Annotated in this window: 18 protein-coding genes and 1 tRNA gene; 2 read left to right on the top strand and 17 right to left on the bottom strand. The window is 62.0% G+C overall.

The window, feature by feature from the left end; genetic code table 11:
- The 4 genes from NKI66_RS31935 to rpsL form a co-directional block, all read right to left on the bottom strand.
- Positions 1-109, bottom strand: a 109-nt coding sequence (locus tag NKI66_RS31935; RefSeq protein WP_352556263.1) for a GTP-binding protein, incomplete at its 3' end; no start/stop codon positions are given.
- A gap of 98 nt (positions 110-207) precedes the next feature.
- Entirely contained in the window at positions 208-2298 is a 2091-nt protein-coding gene (gene fusA / locus NKI66_RS31930) for an elongation factor G (protein WP_023762913.1), read from the bottom strand.
- Positions 2299-2327: 29 nt separating this feature from the next.
- Complete coding sequence (gene rpsG, locus NKI66_RS31925) at positions 2328-2798, bottom strand: 30S ribosomal protein S7 (protein ID WP_008875664.1); 471 nt, start codon at positions 2796-2798, stop codon at positions 2328-2330.
- Between the two features lie 76 nt (positions 2799-2874).
- The gene (rpsL, locus tag NKI66_RS31920) at positions 2875-3246 is read right to left on the bottom strand and encodes a 30S ribosomal protein S12 (protein WP_006333356.1); all 372 of its coding nucleotides are present in this window, start codon (positions 3244-3246) and stop codon (positions 2875-2877) included.
- Between the two features lie 497 nt (positions 3247-3743).
- On the opposite strand from rpsL, the gene NKI66_RS31915 reads away from it, so the two are divergent.
- A complete protein-coding gene (locus NKI66_RS31915) occupies positions 3744-4025 on the top strand; it encodes a transcriptional regulator (RefSeq protein ID WP_013531420.1) in 282 nt (93 codons plus the stop codon).
- A gap of 181 nt (positions 4026-4206) precedes the next feature.
- Positions 4207-5133, top strand: a complete 927-nt coding sequence (locus NKI66_RS31910; RefSeq protein WP_352753974.1) for a Gfo/Idh/MocA family protein — start codon at positions 4207-4209, stop codon at positions 5131-5133.
- Positions 5134-5166: 33 nt separating this feature from the next.
- Here NKI66_RS31910 and NKI66_RS31905 read toward each other — a convergent pair whose 3' ends face one another.
- The 13 genes from NKI66_RS31905 to NKI66_RS31845 all read right to left on the bottom strand — a co-directional run.
- Positions 5167-5832, bottom strand: coding sequence for an O-methyltransferase (locus NKI66_RS31905; RefSeq protein WP_023814290.1), 666 nt, complete (start codon positions 5830-5832; stop codon positions 5167-5169).
- 81 nt (positions 5833-5913) lie between these two features.
- Positions 5914-10110, bottom strand: a complete 4197-nt coding sequence (rpoC, locus tag NKI66_RS31900; RefSeq protein WP_023814289.1) for a DNA-directed RNA polymerase subunit beta' — start codon at positions 10108-10110, stop codon at positions 5914-5916.
- Between the two features lie 202 nt (positions 10111-10312).
- On the bottom strand, positions 10313-14449 hold the full coding sequence (gene rpoB / locus NKI66_RS31895; RefSeq protein ID WP_023814288.1) for a DNA-directed RNA polymerase subunit beta: 4137 nt from the start codon (positions 14447-14449) through the stop codon (positions 10313-10315).
- Positions 14450-14700: 251 nt separating this feature from the next.
- Positions 14701-15078 (bottom strand): 50S ribosomal protein L7/L12, encoded by a 378-nt coding sequence (gene rplL, locus NKI66_RS31890; protein ID WP_027038853.1) that lies wholly within the window; start codon positions 15076-15078, stop codon positions 14701-14703.
- A gap of 54 nt (positions 15079-15132) precedes the next feature.
- Entirely contained in the window at positions 15133-15651 is a 519-nt protein-coding gene (gene rplJ, locus NKI66_RS31885; RefSeq protein ID WP_013531412.1) for a 50S ribosomal protein L10, read from the bottom strand.
- Positions 15652-16046: 395 nt separating this feature from the next.
- Positions 16047-16745, bottom strand: coding sequence for a 50S ribosomal protein L1 (gene rplA, locus NKI66_RS31880; protein WP_127295767.1), 699 nt, complete (start codon positions 16743-16745; stop codon positions 16047-16049).
- A gap of 4 nt (positions 16746-16749) precedes the next feature.
- Positions 16750-17178 carry a 50S ribosomal protein L11 gene (gene rplK / locus NKI66_RS31875; RefSeq protein WP_013531410.1) on the bottom strand — a complete coding sequence of 143 codons (429 nt, stop codon included), beginning with the start codon at positions 17176-17178 and terminating at the stop codon, positions 16750-16752.
- 158 nt (positions 17179-17336) lie between these two features.
- Positions 17337-17864 (bottom strand): transcription termination/antitermination protein NusG, encoded by a 528-nt coding sequence (gene nusG, locus NKI66_RS31870; protein ID WP_013531409.1) that lies wholly within the window; start codon positions 17862-17864, stop codon positions 17337-17339.
- Positions 17865-17891: 27 nt separating this feature from the next.
- Positions 17892-18095: a preprotein translocase subunit SecE gene (secE, locus tag NKI66_RS31865; protein WP_013531408.1), complete on the bottom strand. Its 204-nt coding sequence runs from the start codon at positions 18093-18095 to the stop codon at positions 17892-17894.
- A 361-nt stretch (positions 18096-18456) separates the two neighbouring features.
- Positions 18457-18532 (bottom strand) — tRNA-Trp (locus NKI66_RS31860).
- Between the two features lie 136 nt (positions 18533-18668).
- Positions 18669-19151, bottom strand: coding sequence for a group II truncated hemoglobin (locus NKI66_RS31855; RefSeq protein WP_352753972.1), 483 nt, complete (start codon positions 19149-19151; stop codon positions 18669-18671).
- 101 nt (positions 19152-19252) lie between these two features.
- Complete coding sequence (locus tag NKI66_RS31850) at positions 19253-20890, bottom strand: COG3904 family protein (RefSeq protein WP_352753970.1); 1638 nt, start codon at positions 20888-20890, stop codon at positions 19253-19255.
- Positions 20891-21044: 154 nt separating this feature from the next.
- Positions 21045-21154 (bottom strand): EF-Tu C-terminal domain-related protein (locus NKI66_RS31845; RefSeq protein ID WP_502900317.1); only part of this gene is annotated, 110 nt, incomplete at its 5' end.

The raw sequence follows: 21154 nt of genomic DNA, 5'->3' as shown, positions 1-21154 counted from the left end.
CAAAATACTTGGTGATCGCCGCCGTCAGCGACGTCTTGCCATGGTCGACGTGGCCAATCGTGCCGATGTTCACGTGAGGCTTGTTACGCTCGAATTTACCTTTGGCCATAATCGTTCTCCGTCTATTCTACCCGCTAAGGGGATATTGTTATTCGCTCTTCAGATCCGGCACCGCGCAAGGAGCGCGACCCGGTGGCTAAGAAACCCTTAGGCGTATTTCTTCTGGACTTCCTGAGCCACTGCGGTCGGAACCGGCTCATAGTGATCGAACTGCATGGTGTAGGCCGCACGGCCCTGGCTCATCGAGCGCAGGTTGTCGACATACTTGAACATGTTGGCGAGCGGCACCATCGCGTTGATGACGACGGCCACGCCGCGCGCTTCCTGGCCCTGGATCTGGCCACGACGACCGTTCAGATCGCCGATGACGCTGCCGACGTAATCTTCCGGCGTCACCACTTCGACCTTCATGATCGGCTCCAACAGCTGCACGCCAAGCTTGGGTGCGGCTTCACGGAAGCAGGCGCGGCCGGCGATTTCGAAGGCCAGAACGCTGGAGTCGACATCGTGGTAAGCGCCGTCGATCAGGGTCGCCTTGACGCCGATCATCGGGAAGCCCGCGAACGGACCCGAGGTCATGACGCTGTTGATGCCCTTTTCGACACCCGGGATGTATTCCTTCGGCACGGCGCCGCCGACGATCTTGGTCTCGAACTCGAACTCGCTGCTGTCCGGGTTCGGCTCGAAGACGATCTTGACGCGAGCGAACTGACCGGTACCGCCGGTCTGCTTCTTGTGCGTGTAATCCTGCTCGTGCCTGCGGGTGATGGTCTCGCGATAAGCCACCTGCGGTGCGCCGACATTGGCCTCGACCTTGAACTCGCGACGCATGCGGTCGACGATGATGTCCAGGTGAAGTTCGCCCATGCCGGAAATGATGGTCTGGCCGCTTTCCTCGTCGGTCTTGACGCGGAAGGACGGATCCTCGGCGGCCAGGCGGTGAAGGGCGAGGCCCATCTTTTCCTGGTCGTTCTTGGTCTTCGGCTCGATGGCGATCTGGATGACCGGATCGGGGAATTCCATGCGCTCGAGAATGACCGGATGCAGCGGATCGCTCAGCGTGTCACCGGTGGTCGTGTCCTTGAGACCGGCAAGAGCAACGATGTCGCCTGCAAAAGCCTCTTCGACGTCGGCGCGCGAATTCGCATGCATCTGCAGCATGCGGCCGATGCGCTCTTTCTTGCCCTTCACGGTGTTGTCGACCGAGATGCCCTTGGTGAGCTTGCCCGAATAGATGCGGGCAAAGGTCAACGAACCGACGAACGGGTCGTTCATGATCTTGAAGGCGAGCATCGACAGCGGCTCGTTGTCGTCGGCATGACGCTCGATCTCGGCGTCGGTCTTGGCATCGACGCCCTTGATGGCGGGAACATCGGCGGGCGACGGCAGATATTCGACGACGGCGTCGAGCAGCGGCTGCACGCCCTTGTTCTTGAAGGCCGAGCCACAGAACATCGGGTAGAACTTCACCGCGATGGTGCCCTTGCGGATCAGCGCACGGATCTCGTCATTCGACGGCATCTTGCCTTCGAGGTAATTCTCAAGCGCCGTCTCGTCCATTTCGACGGCGGCCTCGATCATCTTCTCGCGGTATTCTTCGGCACGAGCCTTGAGGTCGTCCGGGATCTCGACGACATCCCAGGCAGCGCCCAGCGTCTCGTCGCGCCAGACCAGCGCGTTCATCTCGACGAGGTCGACGACACCCTTGAACTCGGTCTCGGCGCCGATCGGCAGCTGCATGACAACGGCATGCGCACCGAGGCGCGAGCCGATCATCTCGACCGAGCGATAGAAGTCGGCGCCGATCTTGTCCATCTTGTTGCAGAAGATCATGCGCGGAACGCGGTACTTGTCGGCCTGGCGCCAGACGGTCTCGGTCTGCGGCTCAACGCCGGCATTGGCATCGAGCAGCGCGATGGCGCCGTCGAGAACGCGCAGCGAACGCTCGACTTCGATGGTGAAGTCGACGTGGCCGGGGGTGTCGATGATGTTGAAGCGGTGCATCTTGCCGTCACGAGCCTTCCAGAAGGTCGTGGTCGCGGCGGACGTGATGGTGATGCCGCGCTCCTGCTCCTGCTCCATCCAATCCATGGTGGCAGCGCCGTCGTGGACTTCGCCGATCTTGTGCGACTTGCCCGTGTAGTAGAGGACGCGCTCGGTGGTCGTCGTCTTGCCGGCGTCAATATGCGCCATGATACCGAAATTGCGGTAGTCTTCGATCTTGTATTCGCGGGCCATCGTAGCTGCCTCTCAGTCTCGTTCGCGCTTTACCAGCGGTAGTGCGCGAAAGCGCGGTTGGCTTCAGCCATCTTGTGGGTGTCTTCACGCTTCTTGACTGCCGTGCCGCGGTTGTTGGCCGCATCCATCAGCTCGCCGGAGAGGCGGTCGACCATCGTGGTCTCGTTGCGGTTGCGGGCCGCTGCGATCAGCCAGCGAATGGCCAATGCCTGGCGGCGCTCGGGGCGCACGTCGACCGGAACCTGGTAGGTGGCGCCGCCGACACGACGCGAACGCACTTCAACATGCGGCGCGACATTGTCGAGCGCCTGATGGAAGACGGTGACCGGCTCCTGCTTGGTCTTCGACTGAACCTGGTCGAGCGCGCCGTAGACGATGGTCTCGGCGACCGACTTCTTGCCGTCATACATAACGGCGTTCATGAACTTGGTGACGATCAGATCGCCGAACTTCGGGTCCGGATTGATCTCACGCTTTTCTGCACTGTGACGACGCGACATGGCTTTTGTCTCTCAATCTCATAGCCCGACGCACTCAAGCAGCGCCAAGGCCGGAAAATCTTACTTCGGACGCCCCTTACTTCGGACGCTTGGCGCCGTACTTCGAACGGCGCTGCTTGCGGTTCTTCACACCCTGCGTGTCGAGCACGCCGCGGATGATGTGGTAGCGAACGCCCGGAAGATCCTTGACGCGGCCGCCGCGGATCATGACCACGGAGTGCTCCTGAAGGTTGTGGCCTTCGCCGGGGATGTACCCGATCACTTCAAAACCATTGGTCAGGCGGATCTTGGCCACCTTGCGCAGCGCCGAGTTCGGCTTCTTCGGCGTCGTTGTATAGACGCGCGTGCAAACGCCCCGCTTCTGCGGGTTCTGCTGCATGGCCGGGACCTTGTTGCGCTTCACCGGCGCAATGCGCGGCTTGCGGATCAGCTGGTTGACGGTAGGCATTAAACCCTCTTGTCTCTCAATTCCGTGTCTCGCCCGGTCAGGGCCGCTCAAAGCGTCATTTCCATACGCAAATTCGGGCCATAAACCGCGCCTCGCGGTCTTGCCCGAACAAAAGGCAGAGGAAGCGGAAGCCGCTTCGTGCACGCCGGAAATGTCTTTTCGCTCGTAAAACGAACCCTGTTTGAGGCAAACTCCAAAGCGTGTCGCTTCGGAAGGGAGAGCCTCACATCGGTTCTGACTGGGCGGCTTCTACTCGTAAGACCGCGGACCGTCAAGCCCGGAGCACCAAATATTGCACGCCGACCAAGGCTTGGCAGCCATGCGAAAACCGCATGTAATTTTCTTTCGCATTTTTGCAAGAGCGAGGAAGAAAGTGACAAGCCTTCAGGCAAAGTGAATGGGTTTGCGCTGTTGCGCGGCCTTGCTTCATGCGAAAAGGCCGCATGAGCAGTCAAAACCCCCTCGCCCGCCCACCCGCTGCCAAGAGGAATCGGCCCGTGAACGACAACGAAGAACGCCCGGTCACCATCATCACCGGCCGGGTGTGGAAGAAAAAAGGCGGCAAACCGGAAGGCGTCCACGTCATGCTGGTTGCGCCCGACGACGATTCGGCGGTGCGCCGGGCACTCGAATCGCTTGCCGCCGAAGGGTACGCCGAGGCCGAGCTCGACCAGATCGGCGACATGGACGGCATCCCCGACGAAGAGCCGCATATCTCCGCCTTCCAGGGCGCGCTCGAAGGCGAAGTGTCGATCGTCACCTTCGACGTGCCGATCTGACCCCGACCTCCCGGTCCAGCTTTCGAATCGGCTACCGAGACGAATCGGCGACCGAGGCCTTCCCAGCCAAAAATGTGCACTGCCGCTCGAGGAAGGCTGAGCTTGCCTGCTCGGCTTCGGCTTGCCCGGGGCAAGTGTTCTGATAAGAAACCATCACCATCATCAAACAGACGGAGCGGCCGTGTCCCAGCCCATCAAGATAGGCATCGTCGGCGTCGGCAAGATCGTCCACGACCAGCATCTGCCGGCTCTGGCGAAAGACCAGGACTATCGCCTCATCGCGGCCGCAAGCCGGCATGGCAAGGTAGAAGACATCCCCAATTTCACTGATATCGAAGCCATGCTCGATGCCGTTCCCGAACTCGAGGCCGTGTCGCTCTGCATGCCGCCGCAGTTCCGCTACTACGCGGCGCGCACCGCGCTGATGGCGAAGAAGCATGTCTTCCTGGAGAAGCCGCCTGGCGCCACTGTCAGCGAGGTCGAGGACCTCAAGACATTGGCCGCGCAGAACGGCGTCTCGCTGTTCGCCAGCTGGCACTCGCGCTATGCGCCGGCGGTCGAGGCCGCGCGCGCATTTCTCGACACGACCAAGATCAAGTCGGCCGCCATCAACTGGAAGGAAGATGTGCGCCGCTGGCACCCGAACCAGGAATGGATCTGGGCTCCCGGCGGTTTTGGCGTCTTCGATCCCGGCATCAACGCGCTCTCGATTGCCACCCATATCCTGCCGGCGATGTTCATCACCTCGGCGGTGTTGGATTTTCCCGAAAACCGCGCCTCCCCGGTTGCCGCGCGCGTCGCCTTCCGCACCTCGAATGGATTGCCGGTGACGATGGATCTCGACTGGCTGCAGACCGGCCCGCAAAGCTGGGACATCCTGGCCGAGACCGACAAGGGCGCCATGGTGCTGTCGGGCGGCGGCTCGAAGCTCGCCATCGACGGCAAGGTGGTTCATGACGAGCCGGAGGCCGAGTACCCGATGCTCTACAAGCGCTTTGCCGAAATCGTGCGCGCCGGCACCTCCGATGTCGACCTCGCGCCCCTCCAGCATGTGGCCGACGCCTTCATGCTCGGCAAGCGCAACGTGGTCGAGGCTTTTTTCGATTGAACAGGGGCGGCTTGGCTGTTCGCCGATCGGCCGTCACTCCACAATCGCAATGGCAAAGCCATCATAGCCTTTGGCGCCGACGGTCTGGATGGCGGTGCCGTCCAGACGCTTCTCGCTGCCGATGAACGAGAATGCGGCGCGTGCCCCTTCTACATTGGGATCACGGCCACCCTGATCGAGCACTGCGCCGTCGCGGATGACGTTGTCGCAGACGATGACGGTTCCGGGCCGCGACAACCGCATGGCCCAGGATAGGTAGTGCGGATTGTTCGGCTTGTCGGCATCGATGAAGATGAAGTCGAATGGACCGGCATGCTCGGCGCCAAGTGCTGCAAGCGACTGAAGCGCCGGACCGACCCGCAGTTCCACCCGCTCCAAGACGCCTGCCCGCTCGAAATTCGATCGCGCGACGCTGGCGTGATGCGGGTCGAGTCCAAGTGTCACGATCTTGCCGTCGGCAGGCAGTGCGCGCGCCATCCAGATGGTCGAATAGCCGCCCAGCGTGCCGATTTCGAGAACCTTTTTGGCTCCCCGCATCCGCGCAAGAAGGGAAAGCAGCTTGCCCTGCGCCGGCGACACGTCGATCGCCGGCAGGCCCTGATCGTGGTTGGCCGCCAGAACGGCATCAAGCACGGGGTCCGCCTCAAACAGGGAACCGACGATGTAGTCGTCGACTGCCGCCCAGCTTCTTTTGCTCATCGTTTTCTTCTCCGATCCAATTGGAGACCTAAACGCGAAAAGGGGCCATTCGGCCCCTTTTCCTCTTCCCTTTCCGTCCGCTTACTGCGCGGCGGTTGTCATGTCGGCCAGCATCGGCTCGGCGACTTCCACACCCGAGGCCTTGCGGCGCTCGTCGATGATCAGTTCGTCGCGCGAGGTGGCGATGCGCCGAATCTGGCTCATCGTGCCGCCGGTGCCGGCCGGGATAAGCCGGCCGACGATGACGTTTTCCTTCAGTCCCTGCAGCATGTCGGTCTTGCCGGCAACCGCGGCTTCCGTCAGCACTCGGGTCGTCTCCTGGAAGGAGGCGGCCGAGATGAAGGATGGCGTCTGCAGCGATGCCTTGGTGATGCCGAGCAGCACCGGCAGGCCTTCGGCCGGCTTCTTGCCGTCCTCGACCAGACGCTCGTTGACCTCTTCCAGTTCGATCACGTCGACATGATCGCCCGGAATGTAGGTCGAGTCGCCCTGCACCGTGATCTCGACCTTCTGCAGCATCTGGCGAACGATCACCTCGATGTGCTTGTCGTTGATCTGCACGCCCTGCAGACGATAGACTTCCTGGATCTCGTTGACGAGGTAGGAAGCAAGTGCCTCCACGCCCTTGATCGCCAGGATGTCGTGCGGCGCCGGATTGCCGTCGAGGATGTAGTCGCCCTTCTCGATGACGTCGCCGTCCTGGAGATGGAACGGCTTGCCCTTCGGGATCAGGTATTCGACCGGCTCAAGCGTCGAGTCATGCGGCTCGATGATGATGCGACGCTTGTTCTTGTAGTCGCGGCCGAAGCGGATCGTGCCGTCGATCTCGGCGATGATGGCGTGATCCTTCGGACGACGTGCCTCGAACAGTTCGGCAACACGCGGCAGACCGCCGGTGATGTCCTTGGTCTTGGCGCTTTCCATCGGAATACGCGCCAGCACGTCGCCGGGACGAACCTGCGAGCCCGGCTCGACCGAAAGAATGGCCTCGACCGAGAGCAGGAAGCGCGCGTCGCCGCCCTTCGACAGCTTGCCGACCTTGCCCTTGGCGTCCTGGATCGCGATCGCCGGCTTCAGGTCGTTACCGCGTGGCGTCGAGCGCCAGTCGATGACCTCACGCTTGGTGATGCCGGTCGACTCGTCGGCCGTTTCCTGAACGGAAATGCCGTCGACCAGATCCTCGTACGACACCCTGCCCTCGATTTCGGTGAGGACTGGACGGGTATAGGGATCCCACTCGGCGATACGCTGGCCGCGCTTCACCTTGTCACCATCGTCCACGAAGATGCGCGAACCATAGGTGAGACGGTGCGAGGCGCGCTCCTTGCCGGCTTCGTCGAGGATCAGCACCGCCATGTTGCGGCCCATGACCATCTGCTGGCCGTCGGAGTTGCGCACCACGTTGCGGTTGCGGATCTCGACCTTGCCCTCATACGAGGCTTCAAGGAACGAGCTGTCCACCACCTGCGCGGTACCGCCCATGTGGAAGGTACGCATGGTGAGCTGCGTGCCCGGCTCGCCGATCGACTGCGCCGCGATGACGCCGACGGCTTCGCCCTGGTTGACCGGGGTGCCGCGGGCAAGATCGCGACCGTAGCAGACCGCGCAGACGCCAACCCTGACTTCGCAAGTCAGTGCCGAGCGGATGCGGACCGACTGGACGCCGGCCTTTTCGATCTGTTCCACGTCACGCTCGTCCATCAGCGTTCCGGCCTTGACCAGGATCTCGCCCGACACCGGATGTGTGATGTCGTCGAGCGACGTACGGCCCAGCACGCGCTGGCCGACCGAAGCGACGACCTGACCGGCATCGACGATCGGCTGCATGGTGAGGCCCTTGTCGGTGCCGCAGTCGACGGAGTTGACGATGCAGTCCTGCGCCACGTCGACCAGACGACGGGTGAGGTAACCCGAGTTCGCCGTCTTCAAGGCGGTGTCGGCCAGACCCTTGCGGGCGCCGTGGGTCGAGTTGAAGTACTCGAGCACGGTCAGGCCTTCCTTGAAGTTCGAGATGATCGGCGTTTCGATGATTTCACCCGACGGCTTGGCCATAAGGCCGCGCATGCCGGCAAGCTGACGCATCTGGGTGGGCGAGCCACGCGCACCGGAGTGCGACATCATGTAGATCGAGTTCATCGGCTTCTGACGGCCATTGTCCTCGAACTCGACCGCCTTGATGCGGGCCATCATCTCGTCGGCGACCTTTTCCGAGCACTTGGCCCAGGCGTCGACGACCTTGTTGTACTTCTCGCCCTGCGTGATCAGACCGTCATTGTACTGCTGCTCGTATTCCTTGGCCAAAGCCTCGGTGTCGGAGACCAGCTTGATCTTGGCATCCGGGATCAGCATGTCGTCCTTGCCGAACGAAATGCCGGCACGGCAGGCATGGCTGAAGCCGAGAGCCATGATGCGATCGCAGAAAATGACCGTCTCCTTCTGACCGCAATGGCGGTAGACGGTGTCGATCATCTTGGAGATGTTCTTCTTGGTCATCTCCTGGTTGGCGGTCTCGTAAGGCACGTTGACGTTCTTCGGCAGAAGCTCGCCGATGATCATGCGGCCAGGCGTGGTGTCATGGATCTTCGACACCACCTTGCCTTCGGCGTCGACCGTGCGGAAACGACCCTTGATCTTGGAGTGCAGCGTCACGGCCTTGGTCTCGAGCGCGTGCTGGAGTTCGCCCATGTCGGCAAACACCATGCCCTCGCCCGGCTCGTTCTGGTTGACGATCGAGAGATAGTAGAGACCCAGAACCATGTCCTGCGACGGCACGATGATCGGCGCGCCGGAAGCCGGGTGCAGGATGTTGTTGGTCGACATCATCAGCACGCGGGCTTCAAGCTGCGCTTCCAGCGACAGCGGCACGTGAACGGCCATCTGGTCGCCGTCGAAGTCGGCGTTGAAGGCCGTGCAGACCAGCGGGTGCAACTGGATCGCCTTGCCCTCGATCAGGATCGGCTCGAACGCCTGGATGCCGAGACGGTGCAGCGTCGGCGCACGGTTCAGCAGCACCGGATGTTCGCGGATGACCTCGTCGAGGATATCCCAGACTTCCGGACGCTCCTTTTCGACCAGCTTCTTCGCCTGCTTGACGGTCGAGGAGTAACCCTTGGCGTCGAGACGGGCGTAGATGAAGGGCTTGAACAGTTCGAGCGCCATCTTCTTGGGCAGGCCGCACTGGTGCAGCTTGAGCTCCGGACCGGTCACGATGACCGAGCGGCCGGAATAGTCGACGCGCTTGCCGAGCAGGTTCTGACGGAACCGGCCCTGCTTGCCCTTGAGCATGTCGGACAGCGACTTCAGCGGGCGCTTGTTGGCGCCGGTGATGACGCGGCCGCGACGGCCGTTGTCGAACAGCGCATCGACGGCTTCCTGCAGCATGCGCTTTTCATTGCGCACGATGATGCCGGGAGCGCGCAGCTCGATCAGCCGCTTCAGACGATTGTTGCGGTTGATGACGCGGCGATAGAGGTCGTTCAGATCCGACGTGGCGAAGCGGCCGCCGTCCAGAGGAACCAGCGGGCGCAGGTCCGGCGGGATCACCGGAACCACCTTCATGATCATCCATTCCGGACGGTTGCCGGATTCCATGAAGTTCTCGACGACCTTGAGCCGCTTCAGATACTTCTTCTGCTTCAGCTCGGAGGTGGTCGAAGCCAGTTCCGAACGCAGGTCGCCGGCGATCTTCTCCAAGTCCATGCCGGCCAGGAGGTCATGAATGGCCTCGGCGCCGATCATGGCGGTGAACGAATCCTCGCCATACTCGTCGACGGCGATCATGTACTCTTCCTCGCTGAGCAGCTGGTGCTCCTTCAGCGCGGTGAGGCCAGGTTCGGTGACGATGTAGTTCTCGAAGTAGAGGACGCGCTCGATGTCCTTCAGGGTCATGTCGAGCAGCGTGCCGATGCGCGACGGCAGCGACTTCAGGAACCAGATATGGGCGACCGGTGCCGCCAGTTCGATATGGCCCATGCGCTCGCGGCGAACGCGCGACAGCGTGACTTCAACGCCGCACTTCTCGCAGATGACGCCCTTGTACTTCATGCGCTTGTACTTGCCGCACAGGCACTCATAGTCCTTGATCGGGCCAAAAATGCGCGCGCAGAACAGACCGTCACGCTCCGGCTTGAAGGTGCGGTAGTTGATGGTCTCCGGCTTCTTGATCTCGCCGAAAGACCAGGACAGAATCTTCTCAGGGCTGGCGAGCGATATCCGGATGGAATCGAACACCTGCGCAGGCGCCTGGGGATTGAAGAGATTCATGACCTCTTGGTTCATGCCGTTCTCCTTTTCGGGATCCTCGAAGACCCCTTGCATCTAGTCGCGAGCCAAACGCCCGCCGTCTTTGTCGGCCACTGGCCGTCGAATACTTCCTGGTTGAGCATGATCCCATCCGAAAACCGGTAGCCACTTTTCGGGATCATGATCGAGGCGCGCCGCGGAAAGCCGTGGCGCGCCATTGCCTTACTCGGCCGCGCCCCTATTCGGCAGCATCTGGCAGCCGGACAGGGTTGTCGTCGAGCTTGGTGTTCTCCAGCTCGACATTGAGGCCGAGAGACCGCATTTCCTTGACGAGAACGTTGAAGCTCTCGGGGATGCCGGCCTCGAAGGTGTCGTCGCCACGGACGATCGCCTCGTAGACCTTGGTACGGCCTGCGACGTCGTCCGACTTCACCGTCAGCATTTCCTGCAGCGTGTAGGCGGCGCCGTATGCTTCGAGTGCCCAGACCTCCATCTCGCCGAAGCGCTGGCCACCGAACTGCGCCTTGCCGCCCAGCGGCTGCTGGGTGACGAGCGAGTACGGACCGATCGAACGCGCGTGGATCTTGTCGTCCACGAGATGGTGAAGCTTGAGCATATATATGTAGCCCATCGTCACCTTGCGATCGAACGGCTCGCCCGTGCGTCCGTCATAGAGCTGCGACTGACCGCTGGTGTGCAGGCCCGCCTGCTCCAGCATGATGTTGATGTCAGCCTCATGCGCGCCGTCGAACACCGGGGTCGCGATCGAGACGCCGCGGCGCATCTGCTCGCTGAGGCGAACGATGCTCTCGTCGTCATAGTCACGAACCGGCTCGTTGCGGTCGTTGGCCGGGATGAAGCTCTCGAGCGTCTTGCGCAGCGGCTTGATGTCGCCGGCTGCCTTGTACGTGTCGATCAGCTCGCCGATCTTCCTGCCCATGCCCGCGCATGCCCAGCCCAGATGCGTTTCCAGGATCTGGCCGACATTCATGCGGCTCGGCACACCCAGCGGGTTGAGCACGATATCGGCATGCGTGCCGTCCTCGAGGAAAGGCATGTCCTCGACCGGAACGATCCGCGACACGACACCCTTGTTGCCGTGACGGCCGGCCATCTTGTCGCCGGGCTGCATCTTGCGCTTCACGGCCACGAAGACCTTGACCATCTTCATGACGCCCGGAGGCATTTCGTCGCCGCGCTGGACCTTCTCGACCTTGTCCATGAAACGCTGTTCGAGCGCCTTCTTGGAATCGTCGTACTGGCCACGCAGGGCTTCCAGTTCGCTCTGGAGCTTTTCGTTCTCCACGGCAAACTGCCACCACTGCGAACGCGGATACTCGTCGAGCGTATCCTTGGACAGCGTCGAGCCCTTCTTGAAGCCCTTCGGTCCGGCGATCGCTTCCTTGCCGACGAGCACGTCGGAAAGACGCGCGTAGACGTTACGGTCCAGAATGGCCTGCTCGTCGTCGCGGTCCTTGGCGAGGCGTTCGATCTCCTCGCGCTCGATCGCCATGGCGCGCTCGTCCTTCTCCACACCGTGGCGATTGAAGACGCGCACCTCGACGACGGTGCCGAAAGTGCCAGGAGGCATGCGCATCGAGGTGTCGCGCACATCGGATGCCTTTTCGCCGAAGATGGCGCGCAGAAGCTTCTCTTCCGGCGTCATTGGGCTTTCGCCCTTCGGCGTGATCTTGCCGACCAGGATGTCGCCCGGCTGAACTTCCGCACCGATGTAGACGATGCCGGCTTCGTCGAGGTTCTTCAGCGCTTCTTCCGAGACGTTCGGAATGTCGCGCGTGATTTCCTCCGGCCCGAGCTTGGTATCGCGCGCCATGACCTCAAACTCCTCGATATGGATCGAGGTGAAGACGTCATCGGCCACGATGCGTTCGGACAGGAGGATCGAGTCCTCGTAGTTGTAGCCGTTCCACGGCATGAACGCGACCAGCACGTTGCGGCCGAGCGCCAGATCACCGAGCTCGGTCGACGGACCGTCGGCGATGATGTCGCCCTTGTTGACGAGGTCACCCATGCGAACCAGCGGACGCTGGTTGATGCAGGTGTTCTGGTTCGAACGCTGGAACTTCATCAGCCGGTAGATGTCGACGCCGGACTTGCCCGGATCGAGATCTTCGGTGGCGCGGATAACGATACGCGTCGCGTCCACCTGGTCGACGATGCCGCCGCGGCGGGCGCCGATGGCGGCGCCCGAGTCACGGGCAACGATCGGCTCCATGCCGGTGCCGACGAACGGCGCCTCGGCGCGCACCAGCGGCACGGCCTGACGCTGCATGTTCGAGCCCATCAGCGCACGGTTGGCGTCGTCGTTTTCCAGGAACGGAATCAGGGCCGCGGCCACCGACACCATCTGCTTGGGCGACACGTCCATCAGATCGACGTTTTCGCGCGGCGCCATCATCACTTCGCCGGCGCTGCGGCAAATGACGAACTCGTCGACGAAACCACCGTTCTTGTCGAGCTCGGCGTTGGCCTGCGCGACATGGTGCTTGGCCTCTTCCATCGCCGAGAGATAGACGACGTCATTGGTCAGCTTGCCGTCGACGATCTTGCGGTACGGGCTCTCGATGAAGCCGTACTTGTTGACGCGCGCGAAGGTGGCCAGCGAGTTGATCAGACCGATATTCGGGCCTTCCGGCGTCTCGATCGGGCAGATGCGGCCGTAATGCGTCGGGTGCACGTCGCGCACCTCGAAGCCGGCGCGCTCGCGGGTCAGACCGCCCGGTCCAAGCGCCGAGAGGCGGCGCTTGTGGGTGATCTCCGACAGCGGGTTGGTCTGGTCCATGAACTGCGACAGCTGCGAGGAACCGAAGAACTCGCGCACGGCGGCAGCCGCCGGCTTGGCGTTGATCAGGTCCTGCGGCATGACCGTGTCGATCTCGATCGAGGACATACGCTCCTTGATCGCGCGTTCCATGCGCAGCAGGCCGACGCGGTACTGGTTTTCCATCAGCTCGCCGACCGAACGCACGCGGCGGTTGCCGAGATTGTCGATGTCGTCGATCTCGCCCTTGCCGTCGCGCAGTTCGACCAGCGTCCTGACCACGGCCAGGATGTCGTCCTTGCGCAGCACGCGCACGGTGTCCTCGGCCTTGAGCTCGAGGCGCATGTTCATCTTGACGCGGCCGACGGCCGACAGATCGTAGCGCTCACTGTCGAAGAACAGCGAGTTGAACATGGCTTCGGCGGTTTCGAGCGTCGGCGGCTCGCCGGGGCGCATGACACGATAGATGTCGAACAGCGCGTCCTGGCGGCTCTCGTTCTTGTCGACGTTGAGCGTGTTGCGGATGTAGGCGCCGACATTGACGTGGTCGATGTCGAGAACCTTGATCTCGTCTTCGCCGGTGCCGAGCAGAACCTTCAGCGTCTTCTCGTCGATCTCGTCGCCGGCCTCGAGGAAGATCTCGCCGGTGGCGTAGTTGACGATGTCCTCGGCAAGATAGTTGCCGAGCAGATCCTCGTCGGTCGCCTTGATCGCCTTCAGACCCTTTTCGCCAAGCGCCCTCGCCTGACGTGCCGTGATCTTCTTGCCGGCTTCGACGACGACTTCGCCGGTATCGGCATCGACCAGGTCGCCGACGGCCTTGAGGCCGCGGAAACGCTCGACGTTGAACGGAATGCGCCAATGGTCGCCGGCGCGCTTGTAGGTAATCTTGTTGTAGAAGGTCGACAGGATTTCTTCGCCGTCCATGCCGAGCGCCATCAGCAGCGACGTCACCGGAATCTTGCGGCGACGATCGATGCGGGCGTGCACGACGTCCTTGGAATCGAACTCGATGTCGAGCCACGAGCCGCGATAGGGGATGACGCGCGCGGCAAACAGAAGCTTGCCCGACGAGTGCGACTTGCCCTTGTCATGGTCGAAGAAGACGCCCGGCGAACGGTGCATCTGCGAAACGATGACGCGCTCGGTGCCGTTGACGATGAAGGTGCCGTTGAGCGTCATGAGCGGCATGTCGCCCATGTAGACGTCCTGCTCCTTGATGTCCTTGATGGACTTGGCGCCGGTGTCCTCGTCGATATCGAACACGATGAGGCGCAGCGTCACCTTGAGTGGCGCGGCATAGGTGAGATCGCGCTGACGGCATTCGTCAACGTCGAATTTCGGTCCTTCGAACTCGTACTTCACGAACTCCAGCATCGAGGAGCCGGAAAAATCGGAGATCGGGAAGACCGACTTGAAAACGGCCTGCAGTCCCTCGTCCGGACGCCCACCCTTGGGCTCCGCTACCATCAGGAACTGGTCATAGGATGCCTTCTGAACCTCGATCAGGTTCGGCATCTCCGCAACTTCCGGAATCTTTCCGAAGAACTTGCGTACGCGTCTGCGGCCATTGAAAGTCTGGGTCTGGGCCATCGTCGCTCCTTAGCTCTAAACTCGGGACGAGCCTCGCCGCGGCTCGCCTTGCATGCTGGGCCACCTTGGCGGCAACCCTCTGTCTGTTTTCCCGGCGCCTGTCGGCGGCCGGCTAGAACGGGAGAAAACCCGTTTCCTGAAGGCCGGTTTTCGGCCCTCAGGAAAGAGGTTCTCGCAGATCTCGCGTTACGCGCTCTCCCTTCGGGCGAAGGGAGTGGCGGACGGCGCGAGGCCGCCCGCCGCTTTTACGCTTACTTCAGTTCGACCTTGGCGCCGGCTGCTTCCAGCTGAGCCTTGAACTTGTCAGCGTCGGCCTTGGAAACGGCTTCCTTGACCGGCTTCGGAGCCGCTTCGACCAGATCCTTGGCTTCCTTGAGGCCAAGACCGGTGATGGCGCGGACTTCCTTGATGACGTTGATCTTCTGAGCGCCTGCCTCGGTGAGGACGACGTCGAATTCCGTCTTTTCCTCGACCGGAGCAGCCGCGGCCGCACCACCGCCAGCGGCGGCAACAGCCACCGGAGCAGCGGCGGAAACGCCCCACTTTTCTTCCAGAAGCTTCGACAGCTCGGCCGCCTCGAGGACGGTCAGCTTCGAAAGGTCGTCTACGATCTTTGCGAGATCAGCCATTGTTGTGTTCCTTCATAAGGTTCGAACGTGTGTTTGTGATAGCGAGGAACGGCCTCATGCCGCCTCGTCCTTCCGGGCGTAAGCGCCGATGACGCGCGCGACCGAGGCCGCTGGCGCATTGACGATCTGGGCGATCCGGGTTGCCGGCGTGGCGATCATGCCAACCAGCCTGGCGCGCAGCTCATCGAGCGACGGAAGTGTGGCGAGTGCCTTCACACCGTCGGCATTGAGCGAGGTGGTGCCCATTGCGCCGCCGAGAATGACGAGCTTGTCATTTCCCTTGGCGAAATCGGACGCGACCTTCGGCGCCGCAATCGGATCCTCCGAATAAGCAATCAGCGTCTGTCCCTTGAACAGCTCGATGATCGATGCGGAGTCCGTGCCCTGAAGAGCGATTTTGGCGAGACGGTTCTTCGCGACTTTGACGGTGCCACCGGCGGCGCGCATTTTCGACCGAAGGTCGTTCATTTGCGCGACGGTGATACCGGCGTAGTGGGCCACGACCACTGAACCTGCGTTCGAGAACGCACCGTTCAGGCCCGTGACGAGTTCGCGTTTTTCCGCTCTGTCCACTGCCTATCTCCAGTTGACCCCAATCCTGTTAACGGGAACATCCCATTGACGAGGACAGGCGTCGGGTTGCCTTTTGTCGGCCGGGCCATCCAGTAACGGATCTCCCGAACGACGCTCGAGGATCCTGCCCCCTTTCGCCACATCGACAGTCAAGCCGGCGATGCGCAGACAAAAGGCAAACACGGTTCGAACCTTTCATTGGAGCAATCGCTCCGTTGTCCGGTCTTCACCCGTCTCATGCAGGCCCAAATCGAATTAAGGCTTCTGGGCCGCCTGCAATCTCGGACAGGATGTCCGGAAGCCTTTCGACTTCCGGTACCGGGCCGCCAACTAGGTCGGAGGCCCGGAATTCTTTGCAGATCAGCCGTTTACCGGCCGATCTCGATCAAAACTTATCAGGACGCCACGAGTGTCGAGACGTCGAGCTTGAGGCCCGGGCCCATCGTCGAGGTGACAGACACCTTCTTGACGTAGTTGCCCTTGGCGCCAGTCGGCTTTGCCTTGGTCACCGCATCGGCGAAGGCGCGGATGTTCTCTTCCAGGGCCTTGACGTCGAACGAGACCTTGCCGACGCCGGCATGGACGATGCCAGCCTTCTCGACACGGAACTCGACGGCGCCGCCCTTGGATGCCTTGACGGCGGCGGCAACGTCGGTGGTGACGGTGCCGACCTTCGGGTTCGGCATCATGCCGCGCGGGCCGAGCACTTTGCCCAGACGGCCGACCAGCGGCATCATGTCCGGCGTGGCGATGCAGCGATCGAAATCGATCGTGCCCTTCTGGACGATGTCGACCAGATCCTCGGCACCAACGATGTCGGCGCCGGCGGCGCGGGCTTCGTCTGCCTTGTCGCCACGGGCGAACACGGCGACACGCACCGAGCGGCCGGTGCCGTTCGGCAGGTTGACCACGCCGCGGACCATCTGGTCGGCATGGCGCGGGTCGACGCCGAGGTTCATGGCGACTTCGATGGTCTCATCGAACTTCACCGAGGAACGGTCCTTGAGCAACTTCAGCGCATCGCCCAAGGCATAAGCCTTGTTGGGATCGATGCCTTCGCGGGTCTTCGATACGCGCTTTGCAATCTTTGCCATGATCTTAGCCCACCACTTCCAGACCCATCGAGCGGGCGGAGCCCTCGACCATGCGCATGGCCGCTTCGACGTCGTTTGCGTTCAGGTCTTTCATCTTCGCGGTGGCAATCTCGCGGACCTTGTCACGCGAAACCGTACCGGCCTTGACCTTGCCCGGCTCCTTGGAACCAGACGTCAGGTTCGCCGCCTTCTTCAGGAAGTAGCTCACCGGCGCCGTCTTCATGACGAAGGTGAAGGACTTGTCCTGATAGTAGGTGATGACGACCGGAACCGGCGATCCCTTTTCCATTTCCTGGGTCTGCGCGTTGAACGCCTTGCAGAATTCCATGATGTTGATGCCACGCTGACCAAGCGCCGGGCCGATCGGGGGAGACGGCGTAGCCGATCCCGCTTTCACCTGGAGCTTGAGCTGGCCTGCAATTTTCTTAGCCATCTCTTTTCCTGCCTTTGTCTATGCCGGTCACGCCGGCGGTTGCAGTCTGGTGGTGCGATCCATGCGGCCGGCTAAAGCCGCATTCGTCTCCCACCGTTCTCAGGCCGCGCTTCCGCGCCGCCTCCCCTGATCGCCAAACCGGCGTCAGGGATTTCGGATCAGCCCTTTTCGACCTGTCCGAATTCCAGATCGACCGGCACGGCGCGCCCGAAGATCGAAACTTCCACCTTGAGCCGCGCCCGCTCCTCGTCCACTTCCTGGACGAAACCGTTGAACGACGCGAAGGGACCGTCCGAAACGCGGATCGCTTCGCCGATCTCGAACGTGACCGAGGGCTTGGGCCGCTCGACGCCTTCCTGCACCTGGTTCAGGATGCGCTGCGCTTCCGCCTCGGTGATCGGCACCGGCTTGGAGTCGCCCAGAAAGCCGGTGACCTTCGGTGTGTTCTTGACCAGCGAGAACACGGCATCGGTCAGATTGGCCTTCAGGAGCACGTAGCCCGGGAAGAACTTGCGCTCGGCATCGACCTTGCGGCCGCGGCGAACTTCGACGACCTTCTCGGTCGGAACCACGATCTGGTGGATGTCGGCGGACAGGCCCTTCTGCTTGGCCTTGTTCTCGATATCCTCGGCGACCTTCTTTTCAAAGTTCGAATAGGCGTGGACGATGTACCAGCGCGCGGTCATTTCAAGACTTCTCCGTAATCGCCGGACTTAGCGTCCGATGCCCAGAATCTGTTCGACCGCGAGGCCCATGAGCTGATCGGCGGTGAAGAAAAAGATCATCGCGATCACTGCGAAGGCCAGAACCATCACCGTCGAGATCATCGTTTCGCGCCGCGACGGCCAAGTCACCTTGGCGGTCTCCGCGCGGACCTGCTGGAGAAAGACGAAAGGATTTGTGGTTTTCGAAGCCATATGCCGCTCTGTCTTCAAGACCCGTTGGCCGGGTCTCCTGGATGATCCCGCTGGCCGGGACGTGCCGCCTGAGCGATTTCGCGCCGAATCAGCGCAATCATTTCGCCCATGCAAATCAGACGCGTAAAGCCGGTTTCCCAGCTCCACGCGTCGCGTGTCTGTTTCGTCTACATAAAACCGATTCTTGATCCACGCAAGTGGCAAGTCTCCGCTTTATGACCAAACACCGCCTCGGAACCATCCAGTCGTTCCGTCCCGGCTATGGCGCTCTTATGCCCCAATCGACCTTATATGGCAAGCGGGTCGCCGATTTTCAAAGGCAGACCATGGAAATATCGTTTTGAAACGCCATTTTGGGAAATGGCACGGGCAGCAGGGCTCGAACCTACGACCTGCGGTTTTGGAGACCGCCGCTCTACCAACTGAGCTATGCCCGTATCGTGCGCATGTCGGCGCAGACGGCGCTTCCTAAAAGCTTCCGCACGCTCTGTAAAGAGCGGTTCGCAAGCAAACGTGCCTTAATCCCCTGCGCCAGAATCGGGACAGCTGACGACCAGCCCGTTCGGCGGGAAGTTACTTTGGCTCCTGTGGCCGATAGGGGCCGCCCGGCACGCCCCAGCCCCAGGCCGGCATCGGTTCCGTTTCGGGATCGCATGTCTCGCCGAGGTTGGAGTTCGTCTTGGCCAGACGCGATCCCCATTCGACATAGCCCATGAAGGCCGAACGGAATTCGGGATCGTCAGGCAGGCCGACCGCGTCGGCTGCATCGGCCAGGAGGCTGATCCAGCGCCGGCGCTGCTCCTCGCTCAGATGCTTGCCCAGATGGTGCATGACCATCTCGCGGTGGCCGCCGAACTGCTCGCTGTAGGTTTTCGGTCCGCCGAAAACCTCGCCGATGAAGGCCGCGACATGGGCGGGATGATCCGGCGACATGGTCTTGAACACCGGTCCGACGATCGGGTCCTGCGCCACCTTGTCATAGAAAGTCTGGGTCAGCCGGTTCAGGGCCTCGCTGCCGCCGGCCCATTCGTAGAGTGTCGGGATGTCCTGGCTCATTCTCGATCCTCCGCATGCCTGGCGCCGCCAGCAGCGACGATAGCGGAACAATCGGAAATGTCTCAACCTGCCTCGATGGCCAGTTCCGGCTCCGCCGCACACTACAATTTGGCCGGCGCGTCGGCCTCGGCATTGGCGGAAGGCCGGATCCGGCAATTCTCGGGTCTTGGCACCGCCTCGCAAATGGTGGCGCCGGTCAGCGCGTCGACCGATTGCAGGCCGGTCGTCAGGCCGACCTTCAGCATCATGCCAGATTCCAGCCGGCGCTCGACCGAGCGCCGCTCGATCGCCGCGAACAGGGCGGGACCGATCGCCATCTCCTCGAGATAGGCCTTGACCATCTGCTTTTGCCCCATCGGGTAGAGGCTAAGTCGCGCCTGGGGACCGACAAGCCGCCTGATGCCGCCGGCAAGCATCAGCGCGCAGGCCGAATCGCACTCCACGCCCGCATCGATGCTCAGCCCGGCATAGGCGCCTTCCTTGGCCAGGCAATTCCACGCTCCCGGGTCACAGCCGACGAAATCGGTGCGGCCAACGGCGACGTCGAGCTTCTTTTCATGGATAAGCCGTCCCGCCGCCAGTGCGCTGAACAGGTCGCCTCCCCTCGAGCTGATCACGACAGGCAGTTGCCGTTTACCGAGCATGGCGAGCAGCTGGCGCAGCTTCTGCGGGGTCTGAGGGGTGATCGCGCCTTCCGCCGAGATCCATTCCGGGCAGTCTGGATTGCAGAGCGGATTGGTGCCGCGAACGACGACGAAGCGCATGTCTTCATCGCGCCGCGCCGCCTCGGGTTCGATCGCTAGCGTTGGCTTGGCCGCGGTCGCCGTCAGGCCATCAGGCTTGTTCCCCGGCACCTCCCGGCAATTCGCGGCCAGGCGGCCGGACTCGCACAGGCTTGCCGCGGTCAGCAGGCCAACAGCGTCCGTACTGGTGACCAGCTTCATTGCCAGCATGTCGTCGAGGGCGATCTGGTGGATTTCGCTGGCCGGGGTGCCCTTCATCGTTTCGAGCATGCCTTGTTCGATGCCCATCTGGTTGAGATAGGCCGCCAGCTTTTTCTCCACCGACTTGCTCATCTCGTAGGTCTTGTAGCTGCCGGCGTTCTTGCGGCTGACGATCTTTGTGTTGAGGATCTTCTTCTTGCCCCCCACGACGCGATAGGTGGTCCGGTATTGCAATTTCGTGCGGATGTAGGTCGTGGTGATCTGATGGACGCCGAGATAGGCCCATTCGCCGGCCACCCGCCTGATACCGCCGGCAAACATCAGAGGACAGGCGGAATTGCACATGGCGCCATAGTCGATGACATCGCCGAAGTAGCGGGCGTCACGGTCCTGGCATCCCTTCGCACCGGGCTGGCAGCTGGAAAACACCGTCTTGCCGATGGCGATATCGAGCTTGTTCTTGCGGATCAGCCGGCCAAGCGTCAGCGCCGCCTCGACATTGCCGCCGGGAGAATCCACGACAACAGGCAGTTTCCGGCCGCCAAGCGTCTTCAGCATGCGTTTGAAGAGCGCCGGAGTTCCGGCTTCTATCGAGCCCTCGGCCGATATCCATTCCGGGCAGATCGGCTCGCACCCCGGTGCATCGCTGCGGACAATGCCGAACCGCATCGTCGGCCCAAGATCCGGCGCCGCATCCGCCGCAACGGCTACGGAACCCGTGACGAGCAGTGCGAGCAGGCAGGTCAGAGCCAGCGGCCACAATGCCCGACGATGGAAAAACCGCCTTGGAACCATTTGGAAAAAGCCCCTCGATGCAACCTATACTAGTCGAGGCCCGGAGCCTTGCAACAGGGTTCGGCCGACAGGGCCGCAACCGATAGCCCCGCAAAAGAAAAGGGCGGCCCGAAGACCGCCCTTTTCTTGTCGATCCGGCGAATGCCGGGCTCGACTATTCCTTGATGGTGACGACGATGCCGGCACCGACGGTGCGGCCGCCTTCACGGATAGCGAAGCGCAGCTTCTCTTCCATGGCGATCGGCACGATCAGCTCGACATCGA

Source organism: Mesorhizobium sp. M0518 (assembly GCF_040321125.1).
GTDB lineage: Bacteria > Pseudomonadota > Alphaproteobacteria > Rhizobiales > Rhizobiaceae > Mesorhizobium.
Note: the sequence above shows the minus strand (reverse complement) of the source record. Positions and strands in the feature narration are given on the sequence as shown.

What these genes read in the sequence shown, in the direction of transcription:
- fusA (WP_023762913.1), bottom strand. Translation starts at nt 2,298, where the DNA reads ATGGCCCGCGAATACAAGATCGAAGACTACCGCAATTTCGGTATCATG.
- rpsG (WP_008875664.1), bottom strand. Translation starts at nt 2,798, where the DNA reads ATGTCGCGTCGTCACAGTGCAGAAAAGCGTGAGATCAATCCGGACCCG.
- rpsL (WP_006333356.1), bottom strand. Translation starts at nt 3,246, where the DNA reads ATGCCTACCGTCAACCAGCTGATCCGCAAGCCGCGCATTGCGCCGGTG.
- NKI66_RS31905 (WP_023814290.1), bottom strand. Translation starts at nt 5,832, where the DNA reads ATGAGCAAAAGAAGCTGGGCGGCAGTCGACGACTACATCGTCGGTTCC.
- rpoC (WP_023814289.1), bottom strand. Translation starts at nt 10,110, where the DNA reads ATGAACCAAGAGGTCATGAATCTCTTCAATCCCCAGGCGCCTGCGCAG.
- rpoB (WP_023814288.1), bottom strand. Translation starts at nt 14,449, where the DNA reads ATGGCCCAGACCCAGACTTTCAATGGCCGCAGACGCGTACGCAAGTTC.
- rplL (WP_027038853.1), bottom strand. Translation starts at nt 15,078, where the DNA reads ATGGCTGATCTCGCAAAGATCGTAGACGACCTTTCGAAGCTGACCGTC.
- rplA (WP_127295767.1), bottom strand. Translation starts at nt 16,745, where the DNA reads ATGGCAAAGATTGCAAAGCGCGTATCGAAGACCCGCGAAGGCATCGAT.
- rplK (WP_013531410.1), bottom strand. Translation starts at nt 17,178, where the DNA reads ATGGCTAAGAAAATTGCAGGCCAGCTCAAGCTCCAGGTGAAAGCGGGA.
- nusG (WP_013531409.1), bottom strand. Translation starts at nt 17,864, where the DNA reads ATGACCGCGCGCTGGTACATCGTCCACGCCTATTCGAACTTTGAAAAG.
- secE (WP_013531408.1), bottom strand. Translation starts at nt 18,095, where the DNA reads ATGGCTTCGAAAACCACAAATCCTTTCGTCTTTCTCCAGCAGGTCCGC.
- NKI66_RS31855 (WP_352753972.1), bottom strand. Translation starts at nt 19,151, where the DNA reads ATGAGCCAGGACATCCCGACACTCTACGAATGGGCCGGCGGCAGCGAG.
- NKI66_RS31850 (WP_352753970.1), bottom strand. Translation starts at nt 20,890, where the DNA reads ATGGTTCCAAGGCGGTTTTTCCATCGTCGGGCATTGTGGCCGCTGGCT.